Origin of the sequence: Micromonospora sp. NPDC049801 (assembly GCF_040656575.1) — a bacterium.
Classification (GTDB): domain Bacteria; phylum Actinomycetota; class Actinomycetes; order Mycobacteriales; family Micromonosporaceae; genus Micromonospora.
Genome location: NZ_JBFAMS010000001.1, coordinates 132275 through 156528, shown reverse-complemented (window position 1 = coordinate 156528; position 24254 = coordinate 132275). Strand labels below are relative to the sequence as shown.

23 protein-coding genes are annotated in these 24254 nt (G+C 71.6%); 4 read left to right on the top strand and 19 right to left on the bottom strand.

The annotated features are described in order from the left end of the window. Positions 1-7 precede the first annotated feature (7 nt). From AB0I89_RS00735 to AB0I89_RS00695, 9 genes are all read right to left on the bottom strand, one after another. Entirely contained in the window at positions 8-652 is a 645-nt protein-coding gene (locus tag AB0I89_RS00735) for a hypothetical protein (protein ID WP_357117928.1), read from the bottom strand. A gap of 4 nt (positions 653-656) precedes the next feature. Continuing rightward, complete coding sequence (locus AB0I89_RS00730; protein ID WP_357117925.1) at positions 657-1628, bottom strand: acyltransferase domain-containing protein; 972 nt, start codon at positions 1626-1628, stop codon at positions 657-659. Positions 1629-1675: 47 nt separating this feature from the next. Continuing rightward, on the bottom strand, positions 1676-2479 hold the full coding sequence (locus tag AB0I89_RS00725; protein WP_357117922.1) for a sugar phosphate isomerase/epimerase family protein: 804 nt from the start codon (positions 2477-2479) through the stop codon (positions 1676-1678). Then, positions 2476-3630 carry a dihydrodipicolinate synthase family protein gene (locus AB0I89_RS00720; RefSeq protein ID WP_357117919.1) on the bottom strand — a complete coding sequence of 385 codons (1155 nt, stop codon included), beginning with the start codon at positions 3628-3630 and terminating at the stop codon, positions 2476-2478. Before AB0I89_RS00720 ends, AB0I89_RS00725 begins: the two co-directional genes overlap by 4 nt. Beyond that, entirely contained in the window at positions 3627-4778 is a 1152-nt protein-coding gene (locus tag AB0I89_RS00715; RefSeq protein WP_357117916.1) for a Gfo/Idh/MocA family oxidoreductase, read from the bottom strand. Before AB0I89_RS00715 ends, AB0I89_RS00720 begins: the two co-directional genes overlap by 4 nt. 27 nt (positions 4779-4805) lie before the next feature. Beyond that, entirely contained in the window at positions 4806-5600 is a 795-nt protein-coding gene (locus tag AB0I89_RS00710; protein WP_357117913.1) for an ABC transporter ATP-binding protein, read from the bottom strand. 4 nt (positions 5601-5604) lie between these two features. After that, positions 5605-6609 carry an ABC transporter substrate-binding protein gene (locus AB0I89_RS00705; RefSeq protein WP_357117909.1) on the bottom strand — a complete coding sequence of 335 codons (1005 nt, stop codon included), beginning with the start codon at positions 6607-6609 and terminating at the stop codon, positions 5605-5607. Positions 6610-6632: 23 nt separating this feature from the next. After that, positions 6633-7619 carry an ABC transporter permease gene (locus AB0I89_RS00700; protein ID WP_357117905.1) on the bottom strand — a complete coding sequence of 329 codons (987 nt, stop codon included), beginning with the start codon at positions 7617-7619 and terminating at the stop codon, positions 6633-6635. 278 nt (positions 7620-7897) lie between these two features. Next, the gene (locus AB0I89_RS00695; protein WP_357117902.1) at positions 7898-8614 is read right to left on the bottom strand and encodes a cupin domain-containing protein; all 717 of its coding nucleotides are present in this window, start codon (positions 8612-8614) and stop codon (positions 7898-7900) included. A gap of 93 nt (positions 8615-8707) precedes the next feature. On the opposite strand from AB0I89_RS00695, the gene AB0I89_RS00690 reads away from it, so the two are divergent. Both AB0I89_RS00690 and AB0I89_RS00685 read left to right on the top strand, forming a co-directional pair. After that, complete coding sequence (locus AB0I89_RS00690) at positions 8708-9775, top strand: LacI family DNA-binding transcriptional regulator (protein ID WP_357117899.1); 1068 nt, start codon at positions 8708-8710, stop codon at positions 9773-9775. 53 nt (positions 9776-9828) lie between these two features. Continuing rightward, a complete protein-coding gene (locus tag AB0I89_RS00685; RefSeq protein ID WP_357117895.1) occupies positions 9829-10314 on the top strand; it encodes a GNAT family N-acetyltransferase in 486 nt (161 codons plus the stop codon). A gap of 20 nt (positions 10315-10334) precedes the next feature. Here AB0I89_RS00685 and AB0I89_RS00680 read toward each other — a convergent pair whose 3' ends face one another. Both AB0I89_RS00680 and AB0I89_RS00675 read right to left on the bottom strand, forming a co-directional pair. Continuing rightward, on the bottom strand, positions 10335-11624 hold the full coding sequence (locus AB0I89_RS00680) for an MFS transporter (protein WP_357117892.1): 1290 nt from the start codon (positions 11622-11624) through the stop codon (positions 10335-10337). 139 nt (positions 11625-11763) lie between these two features. Further along, positions 11764-12324 carry an NAD(P)H-dependent oxidoreductase gene (locus AB0I89_RS00675; RefSeq protein ID WP_357117888.1) on the bottom strand — a complete coding sequence of 187 codons (561 nt, stop codon included), beginning with the start codon at positions 12322-12324 and terminating at the stop codon, positions 11764-11766. A 136-nt stretch (positions 12325-12460) separates the two neighbouring features. Between AB0I89_RS00675 and AB0I89_RS00670 the strand changes: the two genes are divergently transcribed. Then, positions 12461-12925 (top strand): MarR family transcriptional regulator, encoded by a 465-nt coding sequence (locus AB0I89_RS00670; protein ID WP_357117885.1) that lies wholly within the window; start codon positions 12461-12463, stop codon positions 12923-12925. 3 nt (positions 12926-12928) lie between these two features. Here the strand turns inward: AB0I89_RS00670 and AB0I89_RS00665 are convergent, their stop codons facing one another. The 3 genes from AB0I89_RS00665 to AB0I89_RS00655 all read right to left on the bottom strand — a co-directional run bounded on the left by AB0I89_RS00665 (position 12929) and on the right by AB0I89_RS00655 (position 16479). After that, positions 12929-13267: a transcriptional regulator gene (locus tag AB0I89_RS00665; RefSeq protein WP_357117882.1), complete on the bottom strand. Its 339-nt coding sequence runs from the start codon at positions 13265-13267 to the stop codon at positions 12929-12931. Continuing rightward, positions 13264-13998: a hypothetical protein gene (locus AB0I89_RS00660; protein WP_357117879.1), complete on the bottom strand. Its 735-nt coding sequence runs from the start codon at positions 13996-13998 to the stop codon at positions 13264-13266. The genes AB0I89_RS00665 and AB0I89_RS00660 overlap by 4 nt, the downstream gene beginning before the upstream one ends. A gap of 147 nt (positions 13999-14145) precedes the next feature. Further along, entirely contained in the window at positions 14146-16479 is a 2334-nt protein-coding gene (locus tag AB0I89_RS00655; protein ID WP_357117876.1) for a beta-L-arabinofuranosidase domain-containing protein, read from the bottom strand. A gap of 321 nt (positions 16480-16800) precedes the next feature. Here AB0I89_RS00655 and AB0I89_RS00650 point away from each other — a divergent pair, with 321 nt between their 5' ends. Next, positions 16801-17850 (top strand): LD-carboxypeptidase, encoded by a 1050-nt coding sequence (locus tag AB0I89_RS00650; RefSeq protein ID WP_357117873.1) that lies wholly within the window; start codon positions 16801-16803, stop codon positions 17848-17850. Between the two features lie 151 nt (positions 17851-18001). On the opposite strand, the gene AB0I89_RS00645 is transcribed toward AB0I89_RS00650, so the two are convergent. The 5 genes from AB0I89_RS00645 to AB0I89_RS00625 form a co-directional block, all read right to left on the bottom strand. After that, positions 18002-19741 carry an IucA/IucC family siderophore biosynthesis protein gene (locus AB0I89_RS00645; protein WP_357119396.1) on the bottom strand — a complete coding sequence of 580 codons (1740 nt, stop codon included), beginning with the start codon at positions 19739-19741 and terminating at the stop codon, positions 18002-18004. A gap of 101 nt (positions 19742-19842) precedes the next feature. Next, a complete protein-coding gene (locus tag AB0I89_RS00640) occupies positions 19843-20436 on the bottom strand; it encodes a GNAT family N-acetyltransferase (RefSeq protein ID WP_357117871.1) in 594 nt (197 codons plus the stop codon). Next, positions 20433-21710 (bottom strand): SidA/IucD/PvdA family monooxygenase, encoded by a 1278-nt coding sequence (locus AB0I89_RS00635; RefSeq protein ID WP_357117868.1) that lies wholly within the window; start codon positions 21708-21710, stop codon positions 20433-20435. Before AB0I89_RS00635 ends, AB0I89_RS00640 begins: the two co-directional genes overlap by 4 nt. 25 nt (positions 21711-21735) lie before the next feature. Beyond that, the gene (locus AB0I89_RS00630; protein ID WP_357119393.1) at positions 21736-23205 is read right to left on the bottom strand and encodes an aspartate aminotransferase family protein; all 1470 of its coding nucleotides are present in this window, start codon (positions 23203-23205) and stop codon (positions 21736-21738) included. A 189-nt stretch (positions 23206-23394) separates the two neighbouring features. Further along, entirely contained in the window at positions 23395-24252 is an 858-nt protein-coding gene (locus AB0I89_RS00625) for a siderophore-interacting protein (protein ID WP_357117865.1), read from the bottom strand. Between the last annotated feature and the right edge of the window lie 2 nt (positions 24253-24254).

Sequence of the window (24254 nt, the reverse complement as noted above, 5' to 3'; positions counted from 1 at the left end):
TCACCGGCTACGGCCAGAGCCGCACCACGGCGAAGACGGCGGCTATGACGATCGCGGGAAGCACCACGTAGATCACCAGGAGCACCCAGGGCAGCAACCGGAACGCCCTGCCCAGAGTGCTCTCCGGCGGGGTGTAGCGGACCGGCGACCCCAGACCCGTTCGCTGCCACACCAGCCCGGCCGCGTCGGTGAAGCGGATCCTCGCCTGCCCCAGGTACGCGGCAGTGCCGGTCAACTCGAAGCGCACCGCCTCGGACTTCTCCACCACGGCGAAGCGTCTGCCCCCGTTCGCGATCACGGTGCCCTGCATCTCTCGGCGACGTCCGGGCCAGCGGAACGACTCCTGCCAGGCGACGTCGACATGGACATCGAAGATGGGCGCGGCGCTGTGGTTGACGAGGGTCACCGTCGCCTCGGTCGGGTCGCGCCGGACCACGACGCCGTCGCTCTCATCGTCATCGCGGGTCAGTACCGGGATGACCAGGCGCGCCTGCGCCGCCTCGCGGCTCTCCTGCTCGTCCCGACGGACCCGGGTCTCGTGACGGAACAGCAGACCGGTGAAGACGACGGCGAAGGTCGACATGACCAACCCGGCCAGGCTCCCCCACGCCTGCATCCAGTCCGTGATCTTCGGGGCTTCGGCGGCTAGCACCGGATCAGGGTAGGTACGGCCGATGCGTCGCGTCGATCGGGAAGCGGCCCTGACGCCACTGCCAGTGCCGGCCAGCCGACAGGTGGTCGACGATCGCCCGTTGCAGGGCGGTGCGGCGCGGCAACTCGTCCAGCGGTGTGGTCAGCGTCCGGAAGACGAATCGCAGCACCTCGACGTCCGCGTCCAAGCCCTCCGGCTCCTCGTAGGACTCCAGCTCGAACCGTCGCTGGAACCGGATGATGTTCGAGTCGTCGGGCAGGTACTCCCGCAACTGGGGGTCGAGCAGCCACGAGCCGCAGGAGAACGCCGTGTAGTGCTCGTCGGGGAAGTGACGCGGGAAGAAGACCCGGGCCTCGTCGAGCGACGCCGAGACCGCCTCCGGGGTCAGCGGCCCCGCGTCGGGGATGTGCAGGCCGATGGCGCCGTCGCCGCGATGGTGCTGCAACCGGCCCAACTCGTAGACGGCGCCGCGCACGTGCAGCGTCAACCAGCTCTGCATGACCGGCCAGCCCTCGCCGCGCATCCGCCGGTCGACGGCGAGGTTACGACCCAGGTCGGCGAGCGTCGCCCAGGAGACGGCGTCGGGAACGCCGTGGTCGCGGTGGTAGCCCCGCACGATCTCGACCAGCGCGAGGTACGCGTACACGTAGAGATGCCGCCAGGCGGGGCCACGGTCGAGCGGCAGCTCCGGCCCGGGTGGCAGCCAGCCGTACCCGCCGAGATCCGCGCGGACCAGCGCGATCGAACGGTCGAGCAGCCAGCGCAGCTCCGGCGTCCACAGTGGTAAGTCGCGTTCCGGCCACCCCGCCATGATCTCGACGGCGTCGTCCGGCGGCACCGCGAGCCGGTCGAGGATCGCCGGCGCGTCGGCCTTGGCGGGCAGCGGGGCCGAGGGCCGGTCGCCGGCCAGCCGGTGCACCCGCTCGACAGCCTCGACGGGCACCCCGAGCAGGGCTGCGGTCTTCTCCAGATCCACGCCGACGACCCTACCGCCGGTCGGCGTACCCCTGCGCCCCGCGCCGGTCAGACGACGTGGCGCAGATAGCCGGCGATCGCCGCGTCCAGCACCTGCGCGCCCGGCCGCGCCCAGACCTCGGCGGAGAAGACCTCCACCTCGATCGGACCGCGGTAGCCGGCCGCGTCCACCGCCTCGCGCAGCCGCCGCAGCTCGATGCACCCGTCGCCGGGCAACGCCCGGCCGAGCAGCACCCCCTCCGGCAGCGGTGTCACCCAGTCGCAGACCTGGAACGCGGCGATCCGCGCGCCGGCCCGGACGATCTGCGCGTACACGGTGTCGTCCCACCACACGTGGTACGCGTCGATCACCACCCCGACCACCTCCGGATCGAACCGCTCGGCGATGTCGAGCGCCTGACCGAGGGTGGCGATCACGCAGCGGTCGGCGGCGAACATCGGGTGCAGCGGTTCGATCGCCAGCCGGACGCCGGCCGCCGCCGCGTGCGGCGCCAGCTCGCCGATCGCGTCGGCGACCCGGCGGCGGGCGCCGTCGACGTCGCGACTGCCCGCCGGCAGTCCGCCGGAGACGAGCACCAGCTCGGGTGCGCCCAGCGCGGCGGCCTCCTCGATGGCCCGCAGGTTCTGCGCACGCCAGTCGTCGGCGGTGAAGAATCCGCCCCGGCACAGCGACGTGACGGTGAGGCCCGCGTCGCGGACCAGCTTCGCCGCGCGGGCCAACCCGTACTCGGCCACCGGCTCCCGCCACAGTCCGATGCCCGGCACACCGGCCGCCACACAGCCGGCGACCACGTCGGGCAGCGCCCAGCGCTGCGCGGTGGCCTGGTTGAACGAGAACCGCGCGAGACTCACTGGACAACCCCCGCGACGGTGAAGAACGCCCGCGCGCGGGCGGCGGCCAGCTCCGCGTCGGGCAGCAGCCCGGCGGCGTCGGCGAGGGTGAGCAGGGTCGCCAGGTGCGCCGGGGACCGGCCGGACTGCGCGCCGCCGACCATCGTGAAGTGGTCCTGGTGCCCGGCCAGCCACGCCAGGAACACGATGCCCGTCTTGTAGTGCCAGGTCGGCGCCGCGAACAGGTGCCGGGCCAGCGGCACGGTCGGAGCGAAGATCTCGTCGTACGACGTCAGGTCGCCCCGGTCGAGAGCATCCAGCGCGGCGGCGGCGGCCGGCGCGATGGCCGCGAACACGCCGAGCAGCGCGTCGGAGTGGCCCACCTCGTCGCCCCGGATCAGCTCCGGGTAGTGGAAGTCGTCGCCGGTGTAGAGGCGTACCCCGGCCGGCAGTCGACGCCGTAACGCCACCTCCCGGTCGGCGTCGAGCAGCGACACCTTGATGCCGTCCACCGTCGACTGGTGGGCCTTGACCAGCTCGACCACCGTGTCGGCGGCCAGGTCCAGGTCGGCGGACCCCCAGTAGCCGGTCAGCGCCGGGTCGAACATCGGACCCAGCCAGTGCAGCACGACCGGCTCGCCGGCGGCGGTCAGCAGCTCGTCGTACACCCGTAGGTAGTCCTCGGCGTCGCGGGCGGTGGCGGCCAGGTGCCGGCTGCACATCAGCACCGGCCGCGCGCCGGCGGCGCGGACGTCGTCGAGCTGCTCGCGGTACGCGGCGGTGACCCCGGCCAGGCTGGCCGGGCCGGCCGGGAGCTGGTCGGTGCCGACACCGGCGACGATCCGCCCGCCCACGGCACGGGCCTCGGCGGCACTGCGTCGGACCAGCTCCCGGGTCGCCGGATAGTCCAGCCCCATTCCCCGCTGGGCGGTGTCCATCGCCTCGGCGACACCCAGCCCGTACGACCACAGGTGCCGCCGGAACACGAGGGTGGCGTCCCAGTCCACCGTCGCCGGGGCGCCCGGTACGTTCTCCGCGCCCGGATCGGCGACCACGTGCGCGGCGGCGTACGCGATCCGGCTGGTCGCCGGTGCGGCCGGGCGGGTGAATCCGTCGGCCCCGGTGAGCCGGTGTCGCCGCCCGCCCGGCAGCGCCACTTCGACGGCGCTCACGGGTGCAGCTCCGGAACCTCGACGCGGACGCCCTCGCGGGCCGCGCGGAGCCCCAGCTCGGCGAGCTGCACGCCGCGCGCGCCGGCCAGGAAGTCCCACGGGAACGGCTCGCCGGCCACGACGTGCCGCAGGAATGCCTCCCACTGCATCTTGAAGCCGTTGTCGAACTCCTCGTTGTCGGGCACCTCGGTCCACTGCGCGCGGAAGTCCTCGGTGACCGGCAGGTCCGGGTTCCACACCGGTTTCGGGGTGACCGCCCGGTGCTGTGCCCGGCAGCGGCGCAGCCCGGCGACGGCGCTGCCCTCGGTGCCGTCGACCTGGAACTCCACCAGCTCGTCGCGGTACACCCGCACACCCCACGACGAGTTGATCTGCGCGATCACGCCGCCGTCGAGTTCGAAGATGGCGTACGCGGCGTCGTCAGCGGTGGCGGCGTAGGCGCGGCCGTCCTCGTCGAACCGCTCGGGCACGTGGGTGGCGGTCACACAGGTGACCGCGGTGACCCGGCCGAACAGCTCCTGGAGCACGTAGTGCCAGTGCGGGAACATGTCCGAGGTGATGCCGCCGCCGGCCTCGGCGCGGTAGTTCCACGAGGGACGCTGGGCCGGCTGCCAGTCGCCCTCGAAGACCCAGTAGCCGAACTCGCCGCGCACCGAGAGGATCCGACCGAAGAAGCCGCCGTCGACGAGCCGCTTGAGTTTGCGCAGGCCGGGCAGGAACAGCTTGTCCTGCACGACGCCGGTGCGGACACCGGCCGCGTCGGCGGCGCGGGCCAGGTCGAGCGCGGCGGCGGTGTCCTCGGCGAGCGGCTTCTCCGTGTAGATGTGCTTGCCGGCCTCGATCGCCTGGCGGATCGCCTTCTCCCGCTGCTGGGTGACCAGGGCGTCGAAGTAGATCTCGACGTCGTCGCGGGCCAGCGCGGCGGTCAGGTCGGTGGTCCAGTCGGTGAGGCCGTGCCGCCCGGCGAGCTCGCGGAGCTTGGTCTCGTTGCGCCCCACCAGGACCGGTTCTGGCCAGATGGTCGTGCCGTCGGCCAACGTCACGCCGCCGGACTCGCGGATGGCCAGCAGGGACCGGACGAGGTGCTGGCGGTAGCCCATCCGTCCGGTCACGCCGTTGACGATGATGCCGATCGACCTGCGGGTCATGGTGGTCCCCTTCGTCGTGCTGGTCGTTCAGTGGTTGGCGGCCGCGCTGCCGAGCAGTCCGCGCAGTTCGGTGGCGAGCCGGTCGAAGCGGGAGTCCGACATCACCTGCGCGTAGTCGCGGTGCGCGGGCAGCTCGACGTCGAAGGCGCGGATGATCCGGCCGGGCCGGGCGCTCATCACCACGACCCGGGTGCCGAGGAAGACCGCCTCGGCGATGGAGTGGGTGACCAGCACCACCGTGGTGCCGGTCTCCCGCCAGATGCGGTGCAGCTCGGCGTTCATCTGCTCGCGGGTCAGCGCGTCCAGGGCGCCGAACGGCTCGTCCATGAGCAGCACCGGTGGGGCGTGCAGCAGCGCGCGGCAGAGCGCCACCCGCTGCTGCATACCGCCGGACAGCTCGTGCGGCAGCGCCTTCTCGAAGCCGGTCAGCCCGGTCATCTCAATCAGCTCGTCCGCCCGACGGGCCGCCCGCGCCCGGTCCATCCCGCGCATCTCGGCCTGCAGCAGGATGTTGGCCCGCGCGCCACGCCACTGGAGCAGCGCGGCCTTCTGGAAGACGAAGCCGATCTCCTGCTGCGGGCCGCGCACCGGCTGTCGCAGCAGCGAGACCTCGCCGCTGGTGGGCTTCACCAGTCCGGCGACGATCTTCAGCAGGGTGGACTTGCCGCAGCCGGACGGGCCGACGATGGTGACGAACTCGCCCGGCTCGATGTGCAGGGACACGTCGTCGAGGGCGGTGGTCCGCGAACGTCGGGTGGTGAACCGGACGGTCACCCCGGACATCCCGATGGCGGTGCCGGTGGTCGCCGGCGCGGCGCTCACCTCGTCAGCCCTTGGCCGCGTACGACGAGTCCCAGTACGCGTCCGGCGCGCCCGGATCCTTCAGCTCCGCGTGGCGGGCCATCAGGTCGATGGTCTCGGACCACTGGGCTTCGGTGTTCACCCCGGCCGGACCGTCGCCGCCGAGCAGCGGCAGGTTGAGGGTGAGCTGCTTGGTGAGCACCTCGGGGGCCGGCTCGTTCTCGGCGAGCGCGACCATGGCGCTCACCGCGCCGGCCGGGTCGCGCGCCGCGTCGGCCCAGGACTTCTGGGTGGCCCGGACGAACCTGCGGGCCAGCTCCGGGTCCTTCTGCAGGGTCTGGGTGTTGGCGATCAGTCCGGTGCCGAGCAGGTTCATCCCGTAGTCGGCGAAGAGCAGCACGTCGACCTTCTTGCCGGTCTTGCTCTCGATGGTGGGCGCCTGGTCGTGGAAGAAGCCCATGATGGCGTCGACCCTGCCCTCGGCCAGGGCGGCGATCTTGCCGGCGGCGTCCACGTTGACGACCTTGACGTCGTCCTTCTTCAGGCCGTTCTTCTCTAACCAGGCCGGGAAGGTCGCGTAGAGGGCGTCGCCGGGTGTGCCGCCGACGGTCTTGCCCTTGAGGTCGGCCGGTGTCCTGATGTTCTTCTCGGTGAAGAACTCCACCGAGGACGGGCCCTTCTCCAGGTACGCGCCGAGGCTGCGCACCGGCATCCCGCTGGCCACCGACTTGAGCAGGACGGGACTGTCGGCCCAGCCGAAGTCGGTCTGTTTCTGGGCGACCTGCTTGACGGTGTTGCCGGAGCCGTTGCCGGGCAGGATCTTCAGGTCGATGCCCTCGGCGGAGTAGTAGCCCTGCTGCAGACCGTAGTAGAAGGGCGCGTGCTCGCCGTACGGCACCCAGTTGAGGGTGAGGGTGACCTGTTTCCTGCCGTCGGCGCCGGTCCTGCCGGCGGAGTCCGAGCCGCCGCAGCCGGCGGCGGCGAGCAACAGGGCGGCGGTGGCCAGGATGGTGGTGGCGGTGCGCTTCATCGGTGCCTCCGTGATGGGGTCGGTCAGGAGGTGGTGAGGGACACGCCGGCGCGACGGCTGGCGTGCCACGGGATGAGCATCGCCTCGGCGATCTCGACCAGAACGAACAGGACGATGCCGATGGCGGACATCAGGATCAGGTCGGCGAACAACAGCGGGGCGTCGAGGTTGCCGTTGGCCAGCAACAGGACGTAGCCGAGCCCCTCGCTGGCGCCGACGAACTCGCCGACCACGGCGCCGACCACCGCGAGGGTGACCGCCACCTTCAGGCCGGCCATGAGGTGCGGCAACGCGTTCGGGAAGCGGATCTTGCGGAAGGTCCGCCAGGGCCCGGCGCCCATCGTGGCGGAGAGGTCGAGCAGTTCCGGGTCGGTCGAGCGCAGGCCGGCGACGCCGGAGATGACCACCGGGAAGAACGCGATGAGCACCGCCAGGATGATCTTCGGAGTGAGGCCGAGACCGAACCAGACGACCAGCAGCGGCGCGATGGCGATCTTCGGGATGACCTGTGCGAACAGGACGATCGGATAGAGCGCCTTGTCCAGGGTGCGCGAGTAGGCGATGGCGACCGCGGTGGCCAGCCCCAGCGCGGCGGCCAGGACGAAGCCGAGCACGGTCTCGTAGAGGGTGACCAGGGTGTGCCGGGCCAGCTCGGACCACTGGTCGGTCGTCGTGGTCCAGACCTGACCGGGGGTGGGCACGAGGTAGTTCGGCACGTACTCCCGGGCGGCGACGAACCACCAGGCGAGGACAAAGGCCGCCAGCACGAGCGCCGGCCGCCAGAGCGAGTCGGCGACCGCCGCCGCGCGACGGCCGAGCGTGCGTCGGGGTGACCGGTCATCATCGTCCGGCGACGGACCGGCCGCTCCGGATCCGAGCCCGCTCCCGACGCGAGCGTCGGCCGATCCGGGCGAGGAGTCCGCCGGGGCGGCTGAATCCGTTTCCCGCCCACCAGTCGCCTGGTCGGCGGCGGCGCGCCGGCCTGCCGTGTCCAAAGAGTTCTCGGTCACGCGAACCTCCTCGGGGCCCGGCGCGGCACCCGGGGGCCGGGTCGGTCGGCGGGTCAGGCAAACGCTTTCCTGGGAGCGTAGGCGGCGTCCAGACCGCAGGCAAGGCCTTTCCTCGATCTATTCGACGCCCGTCGGGCCGCCCGGTGAAGGCGTCGCCCACGGTCGACTCGGCTTGCTGGAAACCGGGCCTTCCCTCCCTCTCGGACACCGCGACTGCCCTGAAACCGAGTGGATCATCGCCCTCGCGGTCCGAACTGGACCGCGCGGCACCGGCGGCGTCAGCCGGCAGCCGGATAGGTGTCGAGCAGGCCGCACATCCCCAACCGGCCACGCTCGACGGGCGCGTCCACCGCGTACACGCCGGCCCCGCCCAGATAACGCCACTCGCCCCGCTCCAGGGCGTCCAACTGGGCGCCGGTGCCGGCGGCGGCCGCACCCGCGCCGTCCGCCCACCGCTGCCGCCAGGCCGCCAGCAGCGGCCGGCGCAGCACCGCCGCCGCCGCGTAAAAGGCGGCCAGCGCCGTCGGCCCACCGGACCGCAGCGCCGCGAAGCCGGCCACCGCCAGATCCCGCCGACGGTACGCGCCCCGCACGTCCGCCCCCGGCGCTCCCCCGTCCGGCAGCGCCGCGGCCTCGGCGTACGCCTCGGGGTCGGCCAGCACCTCGGGCGGGAAGGTCAGGACCGCGTCGCCGGCCTCGGGCAGGCCGCTGTTCTGCATGAGCACCACGATGGACAGATCGCCGCCGTTCACCAGGCGGTGCACGGTGCCCGGTTCGAACCACACCACCGTGCCCGCCCGCAGCGGGGTCTCCCGGAAGCCCTCGCCGCCGAGGGTCTGCACCGCGCCCTCGCCGCCGGTCACCACGTACCCCTCGGTGCAGCACAGGTGCACGTGCGGGGTGCCGCCGACCACGCCGTCCGGCGCCGCCGTGTCGTAGACGCGCAGCCGGGACACTCCGACGCCGCCGGGCAGTGCCGCGAAGCGTTCCGACATGGCCGGGCCTCCCTGCGGGAAAGGGCTTTCTCTGCGGTACGGTGACGCTAGCCGGCGCGGCGAAACGCCGTCAACAGACCGAGGGGGCGGGCCATGGCGACCCTGTCCGACGTGGCGCGGCGCGCGGGCGTCTCACCCGCCACGGCCTCGCGCGTCATCAACGGCAGCAGCAAACCGGTCACCGACGAGCTGCGCGAACGGGTGCTCGCGGCCGTCGCCGAGTTGCAGTACGTGCCGAACGCGCACGCCCAACTGCTGGCCCGCTCGCACCGCAGCGCGGTCGGCGTGATCGTGCACGACGTCTCCGACCCGTACTTCGCCGAGATCACCCGCGGCCTGCAACGCGTCGCCACCGACCAGGGCCGGCTGCTGATGATCTGCAACAGCTACCGCGACCCGGACCGCGAGCTGGAGTACGTGGAGCTGCTGCGCGGCCACCAGGTGGCTGCGCTGATCCTGGCCGGGTCCGGCTACCACGACGAGGCCTTCACCCGACAGCTCAACGAGAAGCTCGCCGCGTACGAGGCGACCGGCGGGCGGGTCGCGGTCATCGGCCGCCACGAGCACTCCGGCGACGCCGTCATGCCGGACAACCAGGCCGGCGGTCACCTCGCCGGCCGCGAACTCTGCGCGCTGGGCCACCGGGCGATCGGCGTGGTCGCCGGCCCGCGCATCCTCACCACCACCACCGACCGGCTGGCCGGGCTCCGGCAGGCCCTGGCCGAGCACGGCCTCGACCTGCCCGAGCGGCGCATCCGGTACGCCGAGTTCGACCGGGACGGCGGCGCGGAGGCCACCGCCCGGCTGCTCGACTCCGATCCGGAGCTGACCGCCATCGTGGCGCTCAACGACTCGATGGCCATCGGCGCCCTCGCCACCCTGCGGGCCCGCTCGCTCGCCGTACCGGGACGGATCTCCGTCGTCGGCTTCGACGACATGCCGATCGCCCGCGACGTCACACCCGCGTTGACCACGGTGCGGCTCCCCCTCGTCGACATGGGGGTCCGGGCCATGTCGCTGGTGCTCGGCGCGGCGGCGCCGACCCCCCGGGTCGAGGTGCTGCCCGCCGAACTGGTCCGCCGGGACACCGCCGGGCCGGCGCCGGGTCGAGCACGCGCCACGACGACGCCGCGCGCCCGGCGCGCCGACGCCGCCTCCTGACGGGCCCGCAAAACCCGTTGTCCCCCCCGGCGCGTCCTGCGTAGCCTGCGCCCGTGTTGATCCGTACGTTCACCGACCAGGACTGGTCGCAGGTGTGGCCGATCATCGAGGACGTGATCCGGGCACCGGAGACCTTCGCCTACGACCCGGGGATGACCGCGCAGGAGGCGTACGCCCTCTGGGTGGAGGCCGCGCCCGGACGGACCGTCGTCGCGACCGACGGTGATCGGGTGCTGGGCAGCGCGAAGATGGGGGCCAACCGTCCCGGACCGGGCGCGCACGTCAGCACCGCCAGCTTCCTGGTGGCCGCCGACGCCCGCGGCCGGGGCGTCGGCACCGCGCTGTGCCGCGACGCTCTGACCTGGGCCCGCCTCGCGGGGTACGCCGGGATGCAGTTCAACGCCGTGGTGGAGACGAACCGGACGGCGGTCGAGCTGTACCGGCGGGAGGGCTTCGAGGTGGTCGGCACGGTGCCGGGCGCGTTCCGCCACCGAACCCTCGGGCGGGTCGGCCTGCACGTCATGTACCGGGAGTTCTGAGTCCCCCGCCGTGCGGTGCCTCAGCCGCCGGTCGTGCCGACGGCCGGCGCCGGCCCGAGTCCCGGTGCGGTGGACGCCGGTTCGGCGCCCGCGCGGCGGACCGGGGTGAACAGCCCGCCGACCGCCACCAGCAGGCAACCCGCTCCGGCGACGAGCGCCACCGCCGGTACGCCGTACCGGCTGGCCGTCCACGTCAGAATCACCGCGCCGGCCGGGCCGAGGGCGTAGTGCGTGCTCCAGAACGCCGAGGTGACCCGACCGAGCAGATGGTCGGGAGTGATCTCCTGGCGCAGTGACATCGAGCAGATTCCGCCGACGCTGAGACAGCACAGGTACACGGCGGTCAGGGCGGTGACCGTCGGCACGGTCGTCGCGACGCCGACGCCCGCCACCGCGAACCCGCAGATCGCGTGCGCGCCGATCCAGGTGGCGCCGAATCCGCGTCGCCGGCGCAGCGGAGCCACCAGCAGCGCCCCGGCGACCGTGCCCAGGGCCGCCAGGCCGAGTACGGTGCCGACCGTCCCCTCGGTGCCGCCGAGGTCGTGGGTCACGTGGTAGATCAGCACGTCGGTGAAGCCGTAGGTGAGGAAGATGAACACCGACAGCAGGACGGTCAGCGCGCGGAGCACGGGCTGGCGCCACAGGAACCGCGCGCCGGCCAGGAACTCGACCAGCGGGCGTTCCCGGGCCATCGGCGCGGTGTCGGCGGGCTGGGCGGTGCGCAACCGGATCAGCCGCAGGCCAACGGCCGAGAGGGCGAAGCTGGCGGCGTTGACGGCGATGGCGACCGCCGGGCCGAAGCGGGCCGACACCACACCGGCGAGCAGCGGCCCGAGGACGGCGGTCGCCGCGAACGTCGCCTGGAGCCGGCCGTTGGCCTCGGTGATCCGGTCGGCGTCGACGAGGTTGCGGACGGCGGTCACCGCGGCGACCTGGAACAGCATGCCGGCCGCCTCGCAGACCGGCAGCACGACGAAGAGCAGCCAGACGCGCGGGCCAGCGAGCCAGACCAGCGGCACGAGACCGTAGAGGACCAGCCGGACCAGGTCCGCGACGATCATCAGCCGACGCCTGTCGTACCTGTCGACCAGCACCCCGCCGAAGATGCCGGCGGCCACGGACGCCGCGCCCGCGACGGCGGTGAGCAGGCCCATCTGGGCCACCGATCCGGTCGCCTGCAACACCAGCAGCGGTACCGCGAGGTAGGCGAACGCGTCGCCGGCCGCGGAGAGCGACTGCGCGATCCAGTACGTGCCGAAGGCACGGTCCCGCCACAGCGGAGCCCGCGCGGGGCTGGCGGCTCGGCTCATCACGCCGAGGGTAGCGGCCCGCCTCGCGCCGCGCCGACCGTCACACCGGGCCGATGTTCACGAACCCGCCGGGACACCCATGCACCGAGACGGCCGTGGGAGGGACTCCCGCGGCCGTCTCGAGGCGTACCGATAAAGGTCAGCCCTGGCGCAGCGGCGCGAGCGCGGTGCTCCAGGCCACGACCTGGTCGAGGGTGGTGGTCAGCGCCGGCAGGTGCTGGTCGCCGGGCTTGAAGGTGCTGAAGTTCTCGAAGTCGGTGTAGAGCGAGAGCGCGACCTGCGAGCGCACGTCGGCCATCTGCAGCTCACCGGCGATCAGGCGCAGGTGCTCCACGGCCCGGGCGCCACCGAGGGAGCCGTAGCTGACGAACCCGACGGCCTTGTTGTTCCACTCGTTGTAGAGGAAGTCGATGGCGTTCTTCAGCGCGCCGGAGGTCGAGTGGTTGTACTCGGGCGTCACCATCACGAAGCCGTCGAACGACGCGATGGTCTCGGCCCAGCGCAGCGTGTGGGGCTGGCTGTACTGGCCCATCGCCGGCGGCATCGCCTCGTCGAGGTGCGGCAGCTTGTAGTCGAGCAGGTCGATCAGCTCGAACTGCGCGTCGGTGCGCTGCTGGGCGATCTCGTGGACCCAGCGGGCGACGGCTTCGCCGTTGCGCCCCGGGCGGGTGCTTCCGAGGATGATCCCGATCCTGGTCATGGCTGCGCCTTTCAGTAGTCCGAACCTGACCGCCGGAACGCTAGCCGCTCCTTGCTTCGTCAAGCAAATGACCGTGGTATGAGCACCCTCACACCCACAGTAAGCAATTGCTCAATCAAGCAACTATGCTTGCGGGATGGCCGATCCCCACCCCGAGGCGCCGCGACCCCTCGAACCCGACGAGGAGGCGCTGGTTCGCGCCCTGGGCCAGGTGATGTACGTGGTGCCACGCGCGATCGACGCCGACATGGTGGGCGACCGGCAGCTACCGCTGACCGAGTACACCGCCCTGATGAACCTCTCCGAGGCGCCGGAGCGGCGAATGCGGATGCACGAACTCGCTACGGCCTGTTACCTCTCGTTGAGCGGCATGACCCGGACGATCATCCGACTGGAGAGCCAGGGACTGGTCAAGCGGGAACGGTGCGAGGAGGACGCCCGCGGCTGGAACGCGGTGCTCACCGACGCGGGCTTCGCCCGCCTCCAGGAGTCCTGGCCCAGCCATCTCGCTGCCGTACGGCAGCGGTTCCTGCGCCACTTCGAAGGGCTCGACCTGGCCGAGCTGGCCCGCGCGTTCCGGCGCGCGGGAACGGCCGACTGAGGTTCAGGTCACCGGGTCACCGGTCGGCGGCGGCCCGGTCTGCTCGACCTGCTGGATGAGTTGCTTGAGGTGGGCGATCTCGTCGCGCAGGGCGGCCTGACCGGCAGCGGTGAGAGTCACCCAGGTACGCGGGCGCTTGCCCTCGTAGCCCTTCTCGATCTGGATCAGCTCGGCCTTCTCCAGGACGGTCAGGTGCTGCCCGAGATTGCCCGCGGTCAGCTGCAGGGTGGTGCGCAGGAAGCCGAACTCGACCTGGCGAGCCTGGTGCGCGATGGCCAGGATGCCCAGTCGGACGCGCTGGTGGACCACGTCGTCAAGGCCGTTGGTGGGATGGTCGGTCATCGCCTCGGAACCTCGGTGCTCGGCCGGAACAGGGCGAAGGCCGCGCTGCCGAGCAGCAGTAGCGCCGCAGCGAGGAGCAGGTGCGGCAGGAAGAACCACGACGAGGTCGAGTGGATGACCTGGCCGCCCTGCACCATCACGATCACCAGGTAGACGAGGCTGTACGCAAGCAGCGCCCAGTTGCGTTCGACCCACGCGAGCACCATCAGCGCCAGCGCGATGACCGCGACGGGACTGGCCAGTCCGTTGACGAGCCACGTCGCCGGCCCGACCTCGATCTTGACCGGGTCGGTGGAGAAGGGGTCGGCGGGGACGGGGAGGAGCGGGTGGAACGTCAGCCAGATCGACACGGCGGCCATCAGCACGGCCAACGCGACGCCGACGACGACGTAGGGGCGGATCGGGGTGCCCACGCCACGGCGTCGGGACTGCCGTACGTAGAAGCCGGCGATCGCCACGTACGCGAGCACCAGCGCGACGGTCCAGTACCCGAGCTCCGCCGGATTGGGCGCCATGCAGACCGTGTGCCCCGGGCGGGATCGGCAGGTGTCGAACACATCGAGGTAGGGGGCGTACCGGTAGACGGGGATCGCGGCCAGGGTGACCACCGCGAGGACCAGCAGCGGAAACCAGGTGCCGCGCTGGGCGACCTGGACCTGGCGGGTCAGGTCGCGCACAGCGGCCAACAGCTCCCGAGGGCCGTCCGCCTGCGGAGCGGATTCGTGTGTCATGAAGTTAGCTTTGCATTACAGACCTATCCGCGCAAGAGAGTTCGGCAAGATCTCGCGGGTCGGGCCGAGACAGCACGAGGGGCGTGTGCCGAAGCCCCCGATTCGAGGGTTTCGACACACGCCCCGGCCAGGCCGAGCCTCGACGGTCTAGGCGTTGGCCACCAGCCGCCAGCGGTTGTCCGCGCTGCCGTTGTCCGAATCCTGCACCGCCTGCGCGCCCCGGGCGGTGGAGTTGTTCAGGATGCCGAGCAGCTTGCCGCTGTTGACGTTGCGGATCTTGTAGGTGCCGTCGCCGTTGTCGACGAGCGTCCACCGGTGGTCGGCGGTGCCGTTGTCCGACCACTGCAGGACGCGGGCGTTGTCGGCGGTGGACATGTTCTCCACACCGAGGACCTTGCCGCTGTTGACGTTGCGGAACCGGACGGCGTTGCCATCGGTGATCATGACCCAGTTGTGGTCGGCCGTGCCGCTGTCGTCCCACTGCAGGGCCAGCCCGCCGTCGGCGGTGGACATGTTCTGGATGCCGAGGACCATCCCGCTGCCCACGTTGACCAGCCGGTAACTGCCTCCGCCGCTGCTGCCGCTGGTGTTCCAGTACACCGTGTAGTTGAACCCGTGGGCGTCCTGGAACGGCCCGAGGTTGACGGTGGACCCGTTCGCGGTGGCCGTGAACGCGAGCGAGCTGGTGCTGGTCCGGGCGACCGACGAGACCACGAGCGACGGCAGCGAGTTGAGCGTGGTGTTGCCGTAGTTGCCGCAGAGCACGCTCGGGCCGTACGTGACGGCGGCGACGCTGGGATTGTCGTTGGCCGCCCGCAGGACGACCCGCATGGGCAGTCGTACGGTGATGGTGTCGCCGGCGGCCCAGGTGCGGGTGACGGTGGCGTAGCTGCCCGGCGTCGTGGTGACCGACTCGGCCACCCCGTTGACGCTGATGGTCGCGCCGCTCGTCCACGCCGGGATGCGCACCCGGATGCTCCACGAGCCACTCATCGTGCCGGAGAGCGTGAGCGTGCTGGTGTCGCTCACCGGGTACGTGGTGCTCTGGGTGACCGTGATCCCCCGCTGCGACCAGTTCAGCTCGGACGGCACGAAGAGGTTCACCGTGAGCGTCGTGCCGCTGTAGAAGTAGACGGAGTCCATCAACTTCGTGTTGATCTCCAGGCCGGTGCCCTGGCAGCACCAGAACGAGTTGTAGTCGGTGCTCCAGGTGCCGCCACCCCACGCCGGGCCGACGCCCCGCCGCCCACCGGGCTTGAGCGGGGTGAAGTAGGTGATGTGGCCACGGCTGTCGGCCGGGTTCTGCGCGCCGAGCAGGTGGTTGATCATCGCGCGCTCGTAGAAGTCGAAGTAGTCGGTCCGGTTCGGATCGAGCAGCCACAGCTCCCGCGTCAGCTTGAGCATGTTGTAGGTATTGCACTGCTCGCAGGTGTCGTTGCTCAGGTAACCGGCGATGGCGTTCGGCGCGCGGAAGTGCTCGGCCTGGCTGTTGCCGCCGATGACGTAGGAGTGCGCGCCCACGGTGATGTTCCACGCGTTGCTGGCGATGTCCCGGTAGCGGGTGGTCCCGGTGGCCTTGAACTCGCGGGCCGCGCCGATCCACTTGGGCACCTGCGTGTTGGCGTGCAGACCGTTGAGCTGGTCCTGGTTGCTGGCCAGGGGGTTGAACACCGAGGCGTGGTCGAACCGCTGGGCCGTGGTGAGCCACCGGCTGTCACCGGTCATCTGGTAGATGTCCGTCAGCACGTCGTTCATGCCACCGAACTCGGTGCCGAGCATCGACTGCATCTGGCTGGAGCTGAGCCGGGACGTGCGGGTGTCGACCCAGCCGGCGAGGGCCAGCAGCACCGTACGGGCCTGGGTGTTGCCGGTGTAGCGCCAGACGTCGAGCAGGCCGGCGAGCGTCTTGTGGATGCAGTAGTACGGGACGTTTCCGTTGGACAGGGTCCGCGCCTCGAGCGCGGAGAAGTCCGACTCCGGGAAGCCGGAGAGGTAGCCCGCGCCGAACCCGGCCGCGCCGTTGTTCGCCTGGCACTTGGCCATCTCGGCGACCATGTAGTTCGCCTTGTCCCGGCAGGTGGTGTCGCCCAGCACCGCGTAGGCATAGGACCACGCGGTCAGGAAGTGCCCCTGCATGTGCGTACGGAACGGGAAGTTCGGCGCGTCCCACCCACCGTTGGTGGCGGCGCCGTTGGTGGACAGCCGGTGGTTGGCGCGGAAGTTGTAGAGCATCCGGTCAACGTCGACGAAGCGCAGATAGTTCAGGGTGCGGTTCTGGTTGTCCAGCCAACGGCCGCTGGTCAGTCGTACCTGACCGGGGTCGAAGGCGTAGGCCGCGACGCCGATGTCCGCGCGCGCTGGCGGGACCACCGCGGCGGCGGCGGGGCCGGCGCCCAGCGTCGCGGCGCCGGTCGCGGAGACCACGGCGGTGGCGCCGGCGGCCTGCAGAACGCGGCGTCGGCTGAGGGGCAGGGACGACATGGGACCTCCAAATGAGCGCTACCGGCGATGGGACGGCAACCGGGCGGGACGGGCTCGGCGGGATGCAGGGGTCCGAACGTTAGCGTTCACATCCGTGTTCGGCATGTTACGGCCGGACTACGCACAAATTCAAGGTTCTAACTATTACGGCTCCCTGTGCACCACGCCTGAGCTGGCAGATCAGGAGCGGCGACACGGGTGCGGTAGGGGTCTTCACCTCGTGTTATCGATAACACCGGTGGATCTCTGCACGGTGCGGCCACCGTCGGCGCGCACCGAAACGGGGTGCGCGGCGACCGGTGCCGCTGGTGGAATCTCGGAATGAAGCACGATCTTGTACGTCCACCGAAGGCACGCCCGGGTGACCGGATCGCGGTCCTGTCGCCGTCCTTCGCCGCCGCGGGCGCCTTTCCCGAGATCCACGAGCAGGCCATGCGCCGGCTCGCCGACGTGACCGGCCTCGTCCCGGTCGAGTACCCCACCACCCGCACGGTCGGCGCGAGCGCACAGGCCCGCGCGGCGGACGTCAACGCCGCCTTCGCCGATCCTCGGGTACGCGCGATCCTGGCCGTCGTCGGCGGCGACGACCAGATCACCGTCGTCCCCCACCTGGACGCCGACCTGGCCCGCGCCGACCCGAAGCCGTTCCTGGGCACCAGCGACAACACCAACCTGCACCAGTGGCTCTGGGGGCTCGGCATCGCGAGCTTCTACGGCGGGTCGTCCCAGGTGCACCTCGGACCCGGTCCCGCCGTGGACGACATCCACGCCCGCTCGCTGCGCGCCGCGCTGCTCACCGGCGAGCGGTTGGAGATCACCGACCCGGGCGAGTCCGAGGATGTCGGGGTTCCCTGGGACGATTCGCGGGCGTTGCAGTCGTTCGGGGAACGCGAGCCGACCGAGCCGTGGACCTGGCACGGGCCGCGCCGCACCGTCACCGGCCCCACCTGGGGTGGCTGCCTGGAGGTCCTGCAGTGGCTCCTCACGGCGGGGCGTTTCCCGTTCGGACCGGAGGTGCTGCGCGGCGGCGTGCTGATCATCGAGACGTCGGAGGAGCTGCTCCCCGCGCGCGAGGTCGGTTGGATCGTCCGCTCGCTGGGGGAACGCGGTCTCCTGGCCGCCGCCGACGCGGTCCTGGTCGCCCGTCCCCCGGTCTCCGACCTGGACCGCCGGCCCGACGCGCAGGAGCGGGCACGGCTACGCGAGCAGCAGCGCGACACGGTCGTGGACCAGATACACCGCTACAACCCCGAGGCGGTGGTCTGCGTCGGCGTGCCGTTCGGCCACACCAGACCGCAGTGGATCCTCCCGCACGGCGGCCCGGTAACCGTCGACGGTGCGCAACGCCGGATCTACGCCGACTACCGGTAGGCGAGGGGTCAGCCGATCCGGAGACCGTCACGTACGGGTACGACGCGTGGTTGCCGTGCCCGGCGGGGAATGATCACTTGATGCTGACCAGTTCCAGGAGGGGCCGGACAACTGGTCAGCATCAAGTGATCGCGATGAAGACGGAGTGGCGTCAGCGGGCCGGGGCGTGGGCGGCCAGTGGATTGGTGAGGGTGCCGACGAACTGCAGGGCGGCCGACGGATCGGCCAGGTCGATCATCTGCTGGTTGTCGCGGAGCTGAAGGCGGTTGAGGCAGGACAGCGCGAACTCGGGAGCGAACAGGTCGTAGTGGCGGACCCGCTCGGCCAGGTGCGGCACCCGCGCGAAGTAGTCGGCGGCGCAGGCCGCGACCGTGCCCCAGAAGGCGTCCTCGGTGAGCACCCCGGCCTCGACGAGGACGGCGTTGAGGTGGCGCAGGAAGCAGTCGACCACGTCGGTGAAGATGGTCAGCAACTTGGTGTCGTCGGGCACCTCGACCCGGATGCGCTCCACCTCGGCCGGCAGCTCGACGTCGGCGCTCAGCACCGCGATCTCCTCGGCGATGTCCTTGAAGATCACCCGCTGGACGGTGTGCCGCTCGTCGAGGACCAGGATGACGTTCTCGCCGTGCGGCATGAAGGCCAGGTCGTGGGCGTAGAAGCTGTGCAGCAGCGGGGTCAGGTAGGCGTCCAGGTAGCGGCGTAGCCACACCTCGGGCGCGAGGCCGGACCGGTCGATCAGCGCCGCCGCCAGCGAGCCGCCGCCGTCGTCGACGTGCAGCAGCGCGGCCATCGTGGACAGTCGCTCCCCCGGGGCCAGACCCGGCACCGGGCTCTCCCGCCACAGGGCGGCGAGCATCTTGCGGTACGGGGAGGTCCGTTCGGTGGCCGCCTCGTACTGCCGGTGGCGGTAGCCGACCGCCGCCCGCTCCCGGATGACCGTCAGGCCCGTGCCGGCCAACACCTCGTCGGCGGCGATCAGATCGGCCAGCCAGTCGTTGATGGCCGGCGTGGCGGCCATGTACGCGGCCGACAGCCCGCGCATGAAGCCCATGTTCAGCACCGACAGCGCCGTCTTGACGTAGTGCCGGCCCGGATCGGTGACGTTGAAGAAGGTACGGATGGACTGCTGCGCGAGGTACGAGTCGGGGCCGGGGCCGAGGTGCACGAGCCGGCGTTCAGCCAACTCCCCCGCGAACGTCACCGCCAGCTTGTTCCACCACTGCCAGGGGTGCGCCGGAATGAGGTGGTAGTCGGCGAGGTCGAGCCCGAGGTCAGCCATCGTGGCGGCGAACCGCGCCCGGGTCGCAGCGTCCAACTCGCCCTCGACGAGCGCGTCGTAGTCGAGGTCGGCGGCGCTGCTGAACGTCGAGTGGTCCCGGTGCGCGGCCAGCCACTCCAGGCGTACCGGCGTGCCGGCTTCCGGGGCGTAGCGGTGGTACTCGTCGACGCCGAAGCCGAGCCGGCCGTTGTTGGCCACGAAGCAGGGGTGACCCTCGGTCATGGACGTCTCGATGGTCTGGAAGTCCGCGCCGGCCAGCTCGGCGGCGCCCGGCGCACCCTGGGCCAGCTTGTACGCCGTACCGGCCAGGGTGGAGGTGATCTCTTCCAGGTAGACGGGCAGCACCCGAGCGGAGAGCCCGAGAGTGCCGCGCAGCTCGACGATCAGGTCCACCGCGTCGGGTGGCAGCGACGTGCCGTCGCGGTGCCGGGTGATGCTGTCCGCGTCGATCTGCCAGTGGGCCAGGGCGAGCACCCGGGCGGCGAACCGGTAGGTGACGGACTCGTCGTCGCTGCGGACCTCGTACCACTGCCGGTCGTCGGGGCCCGGCACGGGCGTCGGGGTGAGCAGCCGCTCGTGGGTGAACTCGGCGAGCGCCTTGCGGACCAGCATCCGATTGGCCCGCGCCCAGCGCTGCGGGGTGAGGTGCGCGACCGGGTCGCCCGGGGTGGCCGGGCCGGTGACGGTCGGCGAGGTGGGGACGGCGGTGGTGGTCACGCCGGGGCTCCTTCTGCTGGGGTGGCGGTAGCCCGCTCGGTGGCGGCCTGGAACTGGGCGCGGGTGCAGACGCTGAGCAGCGCCTCTTTCTCCGGCTTGGTGATCGGGCCGACGACCTCGAACCCGACGGCGGCGTTCAGCGCGTGCACGGCCGTGTTGCGCACGTCCGGCTCGACCACCACGCGCACGGTCGCCGGGTCGGCGAAGAGCCAGGCCAGGACGGTACGGATCACCGCGCGGGTGAAGCCGTGCACCGGCGTGCCGGCGGGCGCGCACAGGAAGTGCATGCCCACGTCGCCGGGTTGGTGGTCGTACCGGCCGACCAGCTCCACGTGCGCCGGGTCGTAGCGTTCGGCCAGGAACGCCGGACTCCCTCGCCACAGGCCCAGGTACGCGTCGTGGTGCGGGTGGGCGGCGATGCGCCGGTACTCCTCGACGACCTGGGCCTCGTCGGTGTCCTGCATCAACCAGAACGCCGACTTCGGGTGGGTCACCCAGCCGTGCAGGACCCCGGCGTCGCCCTCTGGGTCGAGGCGACGCAGGGCGAAGTTCCCGAGCCGCTCGTCGGCGCGGCTGAAGACCACGCTCACGACACCACCCCGAACTCCTGGAAGGTGATGCTCTTCTCGATCGGGTAGTGCTCGCGGCCGAGCAGCTCGCGGATGATCCAGGAGTTGCGGTACGCGCCCATGCCCAGGTCGGGTGAGGTGATGCTGTGCGTGTGGGTGCCCGCGTTCTGCAGGAAGATGCCCCGCCCGTCGTGGTCGATGCTGTAGTTGCGGGCCACGTCGAAGCGGCCGTGCGCGTCCCAGCGGATGCGCTCGCGCACCGGTTCGAGGAACGTCGGCACCCGGTAGTGGTAGCCGGTGGCCAGGACCAGACCCTCGGTCCGCAGGGTGAAGTCCCGCTCCTGCTCCACGTGCCGCAATCCGAGCGTGTACTCCCCGTCGTGGTGGGTGGCGTCGACCAGCTCGGTGTTGGTGATCAGCCGGGTGTTCACCGGACCGGCGACGCTGTGCGCGTAGAGCAGGTCGAAGATGTCGTTGATCAGGTCGGCGTTGATTCCCTTGAACAGCCCCTTCTGCGCCGATTCCAGCCGGTAGCGGGTCTCCTCGGGCAGCGCGTGGAAGTAGTCCACGTAGTCCGGTGAGGTCATCTCCAACGTCAGCTTGGTGTATTCGAGGGGGAAGAACCGCGGCGAGCGGGTGACCCAGTTGAGCTGGTAGCCGTACCGGCCGATGTCGCCGAGGAGGTCGTGGTAGATCTCGGCGGCGCTCTGCCCGCTGCCCACCACGGTGATGCTGCGCCTGGTCCGCAGCGCGTCCCGATGCTCCAGGTAGCGCGAGTTGTGCACGGCGTCCCCGGGCAGCCCGGCGACGGCCGCCGGCAGGTGCGGCGGCGTGCCGGTGCCGAGCACCAGGTGCCGCGCCCGGTACTCGACGCTCTCGGACCCGCCGGTGGTGGCCCGCACCACGTACCTCCCGTCGGCGCTGTCGTACTCCACGGTGGTCACCGTCTGACCGAAGCGCAGGTTCGGCAGTTTCGCGGCCGCCCACCGGCAGTACGCGTCGTACTCGCTGCGCAGCGGGTAGAAGCTCTCCCGGATGTAGAACGGGTAGAGCCGGCCGATCTCCTTGAGGTAGTTGAGGAACGAGTACGGGGAGGTCGGATCGGCGAGGCTGACCAGGTCGGCGATGAACGGGGTCTGCAACCGGGCCGACTCCAGCAGCATGCCGGGGTGCCAGGCGAGGCTCGGTCGAGCCTCCAGGAACACCCCGTCCAGCTCGTCGATCGGCGCGGTGAGACAGGCCAGGCCCAGGTTGTACGGGCCCAGCCCGATGGCGACGAAGTCGTGGGTGGACATCTTCTTCTCCAGGCGGGGTTCGGGGTCAGCCGACGGGGCAGGTCAGGTCGGCGGCGACGGTGTCGCGCACGTACCGCCCGGCGTGGCCGGCGATCAGTTCGAGCACCTGGCCGACGTCGTCGACGGTCGTGGCCGGGTTCAGCAGCGTGAACTTGAGAAAGTGCCGGCCGTCCACCCGGGTGCCGGCGACCACGGCGAGGCCGGAGGCGGCCAGCGCCTCCCGGGCGTACAGGTTGGCGGCGTCGGCCAGCTCCCGGCCCGGACCGGTGGGCAGGTAACGGAAGACCACGGTGCTCAACTGCGAGCGGGTCACCACCTCGAAGCGGGGGTCCTCGCTGACGAGCTGCCAGGCGTCGGCCGCGGCGTCGACCACCTCGTCGAAGAGTTCGCCGAGCGCGTCCGGGCCCATCACCCGCAGGGTCAGCCACAGCTTCAGCGCGTCGAAGCGGCGGGTGGTCTGCAGGCTCTTGTCGACCTGGTTCGGAATCCGCTGCTCCACCATGCGCGCCGGGTTGAGGTAGTCGGCGTGGTAGGTGGCGTGCCCCAGCGCCCGCCGGTCCCGGACCAGCAGCGCGCTGGAGCTGACCGGCTGGAAGAACGACTTGTGGTAGTCGACGGTCACCGAGTCGGCGCGTTCGATGCCGTCGAGCAGGTGCCGGCGCGTCGGCGAGACGAGCAGACCGCAGCCGTACGCGGCGTCGACGTGCAGCCAGACGCCGGTCTCCGCGCAGACCTCCGCCAGGTCCGCGAGCGGGTCGATGGAGCCGAAGTCGGTGGTGCCGGCGGTCCCGACGACGGCCATCGGGACCAGTCCGGCCGCCCGGCACCGGGCGATCTCCTCGCGGACGGCGGCGGGCCGGACGCGTCGCCGCGCGTCGGTGGGCACCGCGATCACCGCGTCCGGGGCGAGGCCGAGGAGCTTGGCGGACTTCTGGACGCTGAAGTGCCCGGCGACCGAGGTGAGCACGCGCAGGCGGGGCAGCAGGTCCAGGCGTGCCGCCGGGGTGGTCGCGGCGAGGCACGCCTCCTCCCGGGCCAGCAGCAGCGCCTGGAGGTTGGACTGGCTGCCTCCGCTGGTGAACACTCCGTCGGCGTCCGGACCGAGACCGATCCGGGCGGCGGTCCAGTCGATCAACCGTCGCTCGATGAGCGTCGCGCCGGCGCTCTGGTCCCAGGTGTCCAGGGAGGAGTTGACGGCGCTGAGCACCGCCTCGCCGAGCAGCGCCGGGATGACCACCGGGCAGTTGAGGTGGGCCAGGTAGCGCGGGTGGTGGAACCAGACGGCGTCGCGCAGGTAGACGTCCTCCAGCTCGTCCAGCGCCGCGCCGGCGTCGCCCAGGGGCCGGTCCAGGTCGACGCTGTCGACGAGGGGCGCCAGCTCGCCCGGAGCGATTCCGGTGGTGGGCCGGTCCACCGTGGCGACCCGCCGGGCGACCCGGTCGACGCCGTCGGCGATCGCGCGCCGGTACTGCTCGACCGACCCGTCGTGCAACAGGTGGGCGCGGGCCCCGGCGGGCGCTGTGGCCGGTGGTAGAGCGGCCGGTGCGCTGCGCGGGTCGGTCTCGCCGGGGTACGTCGGCACGGTCACGGGATGTCCTTCCACGTTCTGACGATGGGCAGCCGGAACCCTCCCCCGGCGCGTGCGCGCGCCGGGGGCCGTGCTGCGTTCTGGTGGGATCGCCGGTCAGGCGGTGGCGCCGGCCAGCGCCTCGGCGCGCAGGTCCTCCTCGGAGAGGCCGCGCCGCCAGTAGCCGGCGAAGGTCACCCGTCGACGGTCGAAACCGCGCTCGCCGACCAGGTGCCGCCGCAGCGCCCGTACCACGCCGGACTCGCCGGCGATCCAGGCGTACGGCGCGACGGCCGGAAGTCGGGTGACGCGCAGCGCGCTGACCAGCAGATCGCTCCCGGGTGCGGTGCTGCCGCGCACGATCCAGCGGATCTCGGCGTCGGCGTCGGTGGGCAGCTCGGTGATGTCCGCCGCGTCCGGGACCTCGATCCAGGCGCGGACCCGGGTGCCGGCGGGCAGCCACGCCAGGATCCCGGCGGTGGCCGGCAGCGCGGTCTCGTCGGCAGCCAGCACCACGAGGTCGGTGTCGTCCGGTGGCCGGAAGCAGACGCTGCGGTTGTCGTACACCGCGGGGCCGAGCAGCAGCACCCGGTCACCGGCCACCGCCAGGCTGGCCCACCGCGAGGCGGGACCGGTGCCGCCGTGACCGACGAAGTCGATGTCCACCTCGCCGACCGCCGGGCGGTGCTCCCGGATGGTGTACGAACGCATGACCGCGCGGACGTCCGGCGGGAGGGCCCGCCAGGCGCCGAACCAGTCCTCGCCGCGCTCGACCGGGACGACCGGGGCGTCCTGACCCGGGTGCGGCAGGAACAGCGAGACGCTCTGGTCCCGGCCGCCGCCGGCGAAGTCGACCAGCTCCGCGCCGCCGAAGGTGACCCGGATCAGCGAGGCCCCCACCTGACGGGCCCGCACGACGTGCGCGGCGAAGAAGCGGTACTGCAGGGCGACGGGTGCGACGGTGCTCGTGCTCATGG

What these genes read in the sequence shown, in the direction of transcription:
- AB0I89_RS00715 (WP_357117916.1), bottom strand. Translation starts at nt 4,778, where the DNA reads ATGACCCGCAGGTCGATCGGCATCATCGTCAACGGCGTGACCGGACGG.
- AB0I89_RS00705 (WP_357117909.1), bottom strand. Translation starts at nt 6,609, where the DNA reads ATGAAGCGCACCGCCACCACCATCCTGGCCACCGCCGCCCTGTTGCTC.
- AB0I89_RS00695 (WP_357117902.1), bottom strand. Translation starts at nt 8,614, where the DNA reads ATGTCGGAACGCTTCGCGGCACTGCCCGGCGGCGTCGGAGTGTCCCGG.
- AB0I89_RS00690 (WP_357117899.1), top strand. Translation starts at nt 8,708, where the DNA reads ATGGCGACCCTGTCCGACGTGGCGCGGCGCGCGGGCGTCTCACCCGCC.
- AB0I89_RS00680 (WP_357117892.1), bottom strand. Translation starts at nt 11,624, where the DNA reads ATGAGCCGAGCCGCCAGCCCCGCGCGGGCTCCGCTGTGGCGGGACCGT.
- AB0I89_RS00675 (WP_357117888.1), bottom strand. Translation starts at nt 12,324, where the DNA reads ATGACCAGGATCGGGATCATCCTCGGAAGCACCCGCCCGGGGCGCAAC.
- AB0I89_RS00670 (WP_357117885.1), top strand. Translation starts at nt 12,461, where the DNA reads ATGGCCGATCCCCACCCCGAGGCGCCGCGACCCCTCGAACCCGACGAG.
- AB0I89_RS00665 (WP_357117882.1), bottom strand. Translation starts at nt 13,267, where the DNA reads ATGACCGACCATCCCACCAACGGCCTTGACGACGTGGTCCACCAGCGC.
- AB0I89_RS00660 (WP_357117879.1), bottom strand. Translation starts at nt 13,998, where the DNA reads ATGACACACGAATCCGCTCCGCAGGCGGACGGCCCTCGGGAGCTGTTG.
- AB0I89_RS00655 (WP_357117876.1), bottom strand. Translation starts at nt 16,479, where the DNA reads ATGTCGTCCCTGCCCCTCAGCCGACGCCGCGTTCTGCAGGCCGCCGGC.
- AB0I89_RS00650 (WP_357117873.1), top strand. Translation starts at nt 16,801, where the DNA reads ATGAAGCACGATCTTGTACGTCCACCGAAGGCACGCCCGGGTGACCGG.
- AB0I89_RS00645 (WP_357119396.1), bottom strand. Translation starts at nt 19,741, where the DNA reads ATGCTGGTCCGCAAGGCGCTCGCCGAGTTCACCCACGAGCGGCTGCTC.
- AB0I89_RS00635 (WP_357117868.1), bottom strand. Translation starts at nt 21,710, where the DNA reads ATGTCCACCCACGACTTCGTCGCCATCGGGCTGGGCCCGTACAACCTG.
- AB0I89_RS00625 (WP_357117865.1), bottom strand. Translation starts at nt 24,252, where the DNA reads ATGAGCACGAGCACCGTCGCACCCGTCGCCCTGCAGTACCGCTTCTTC.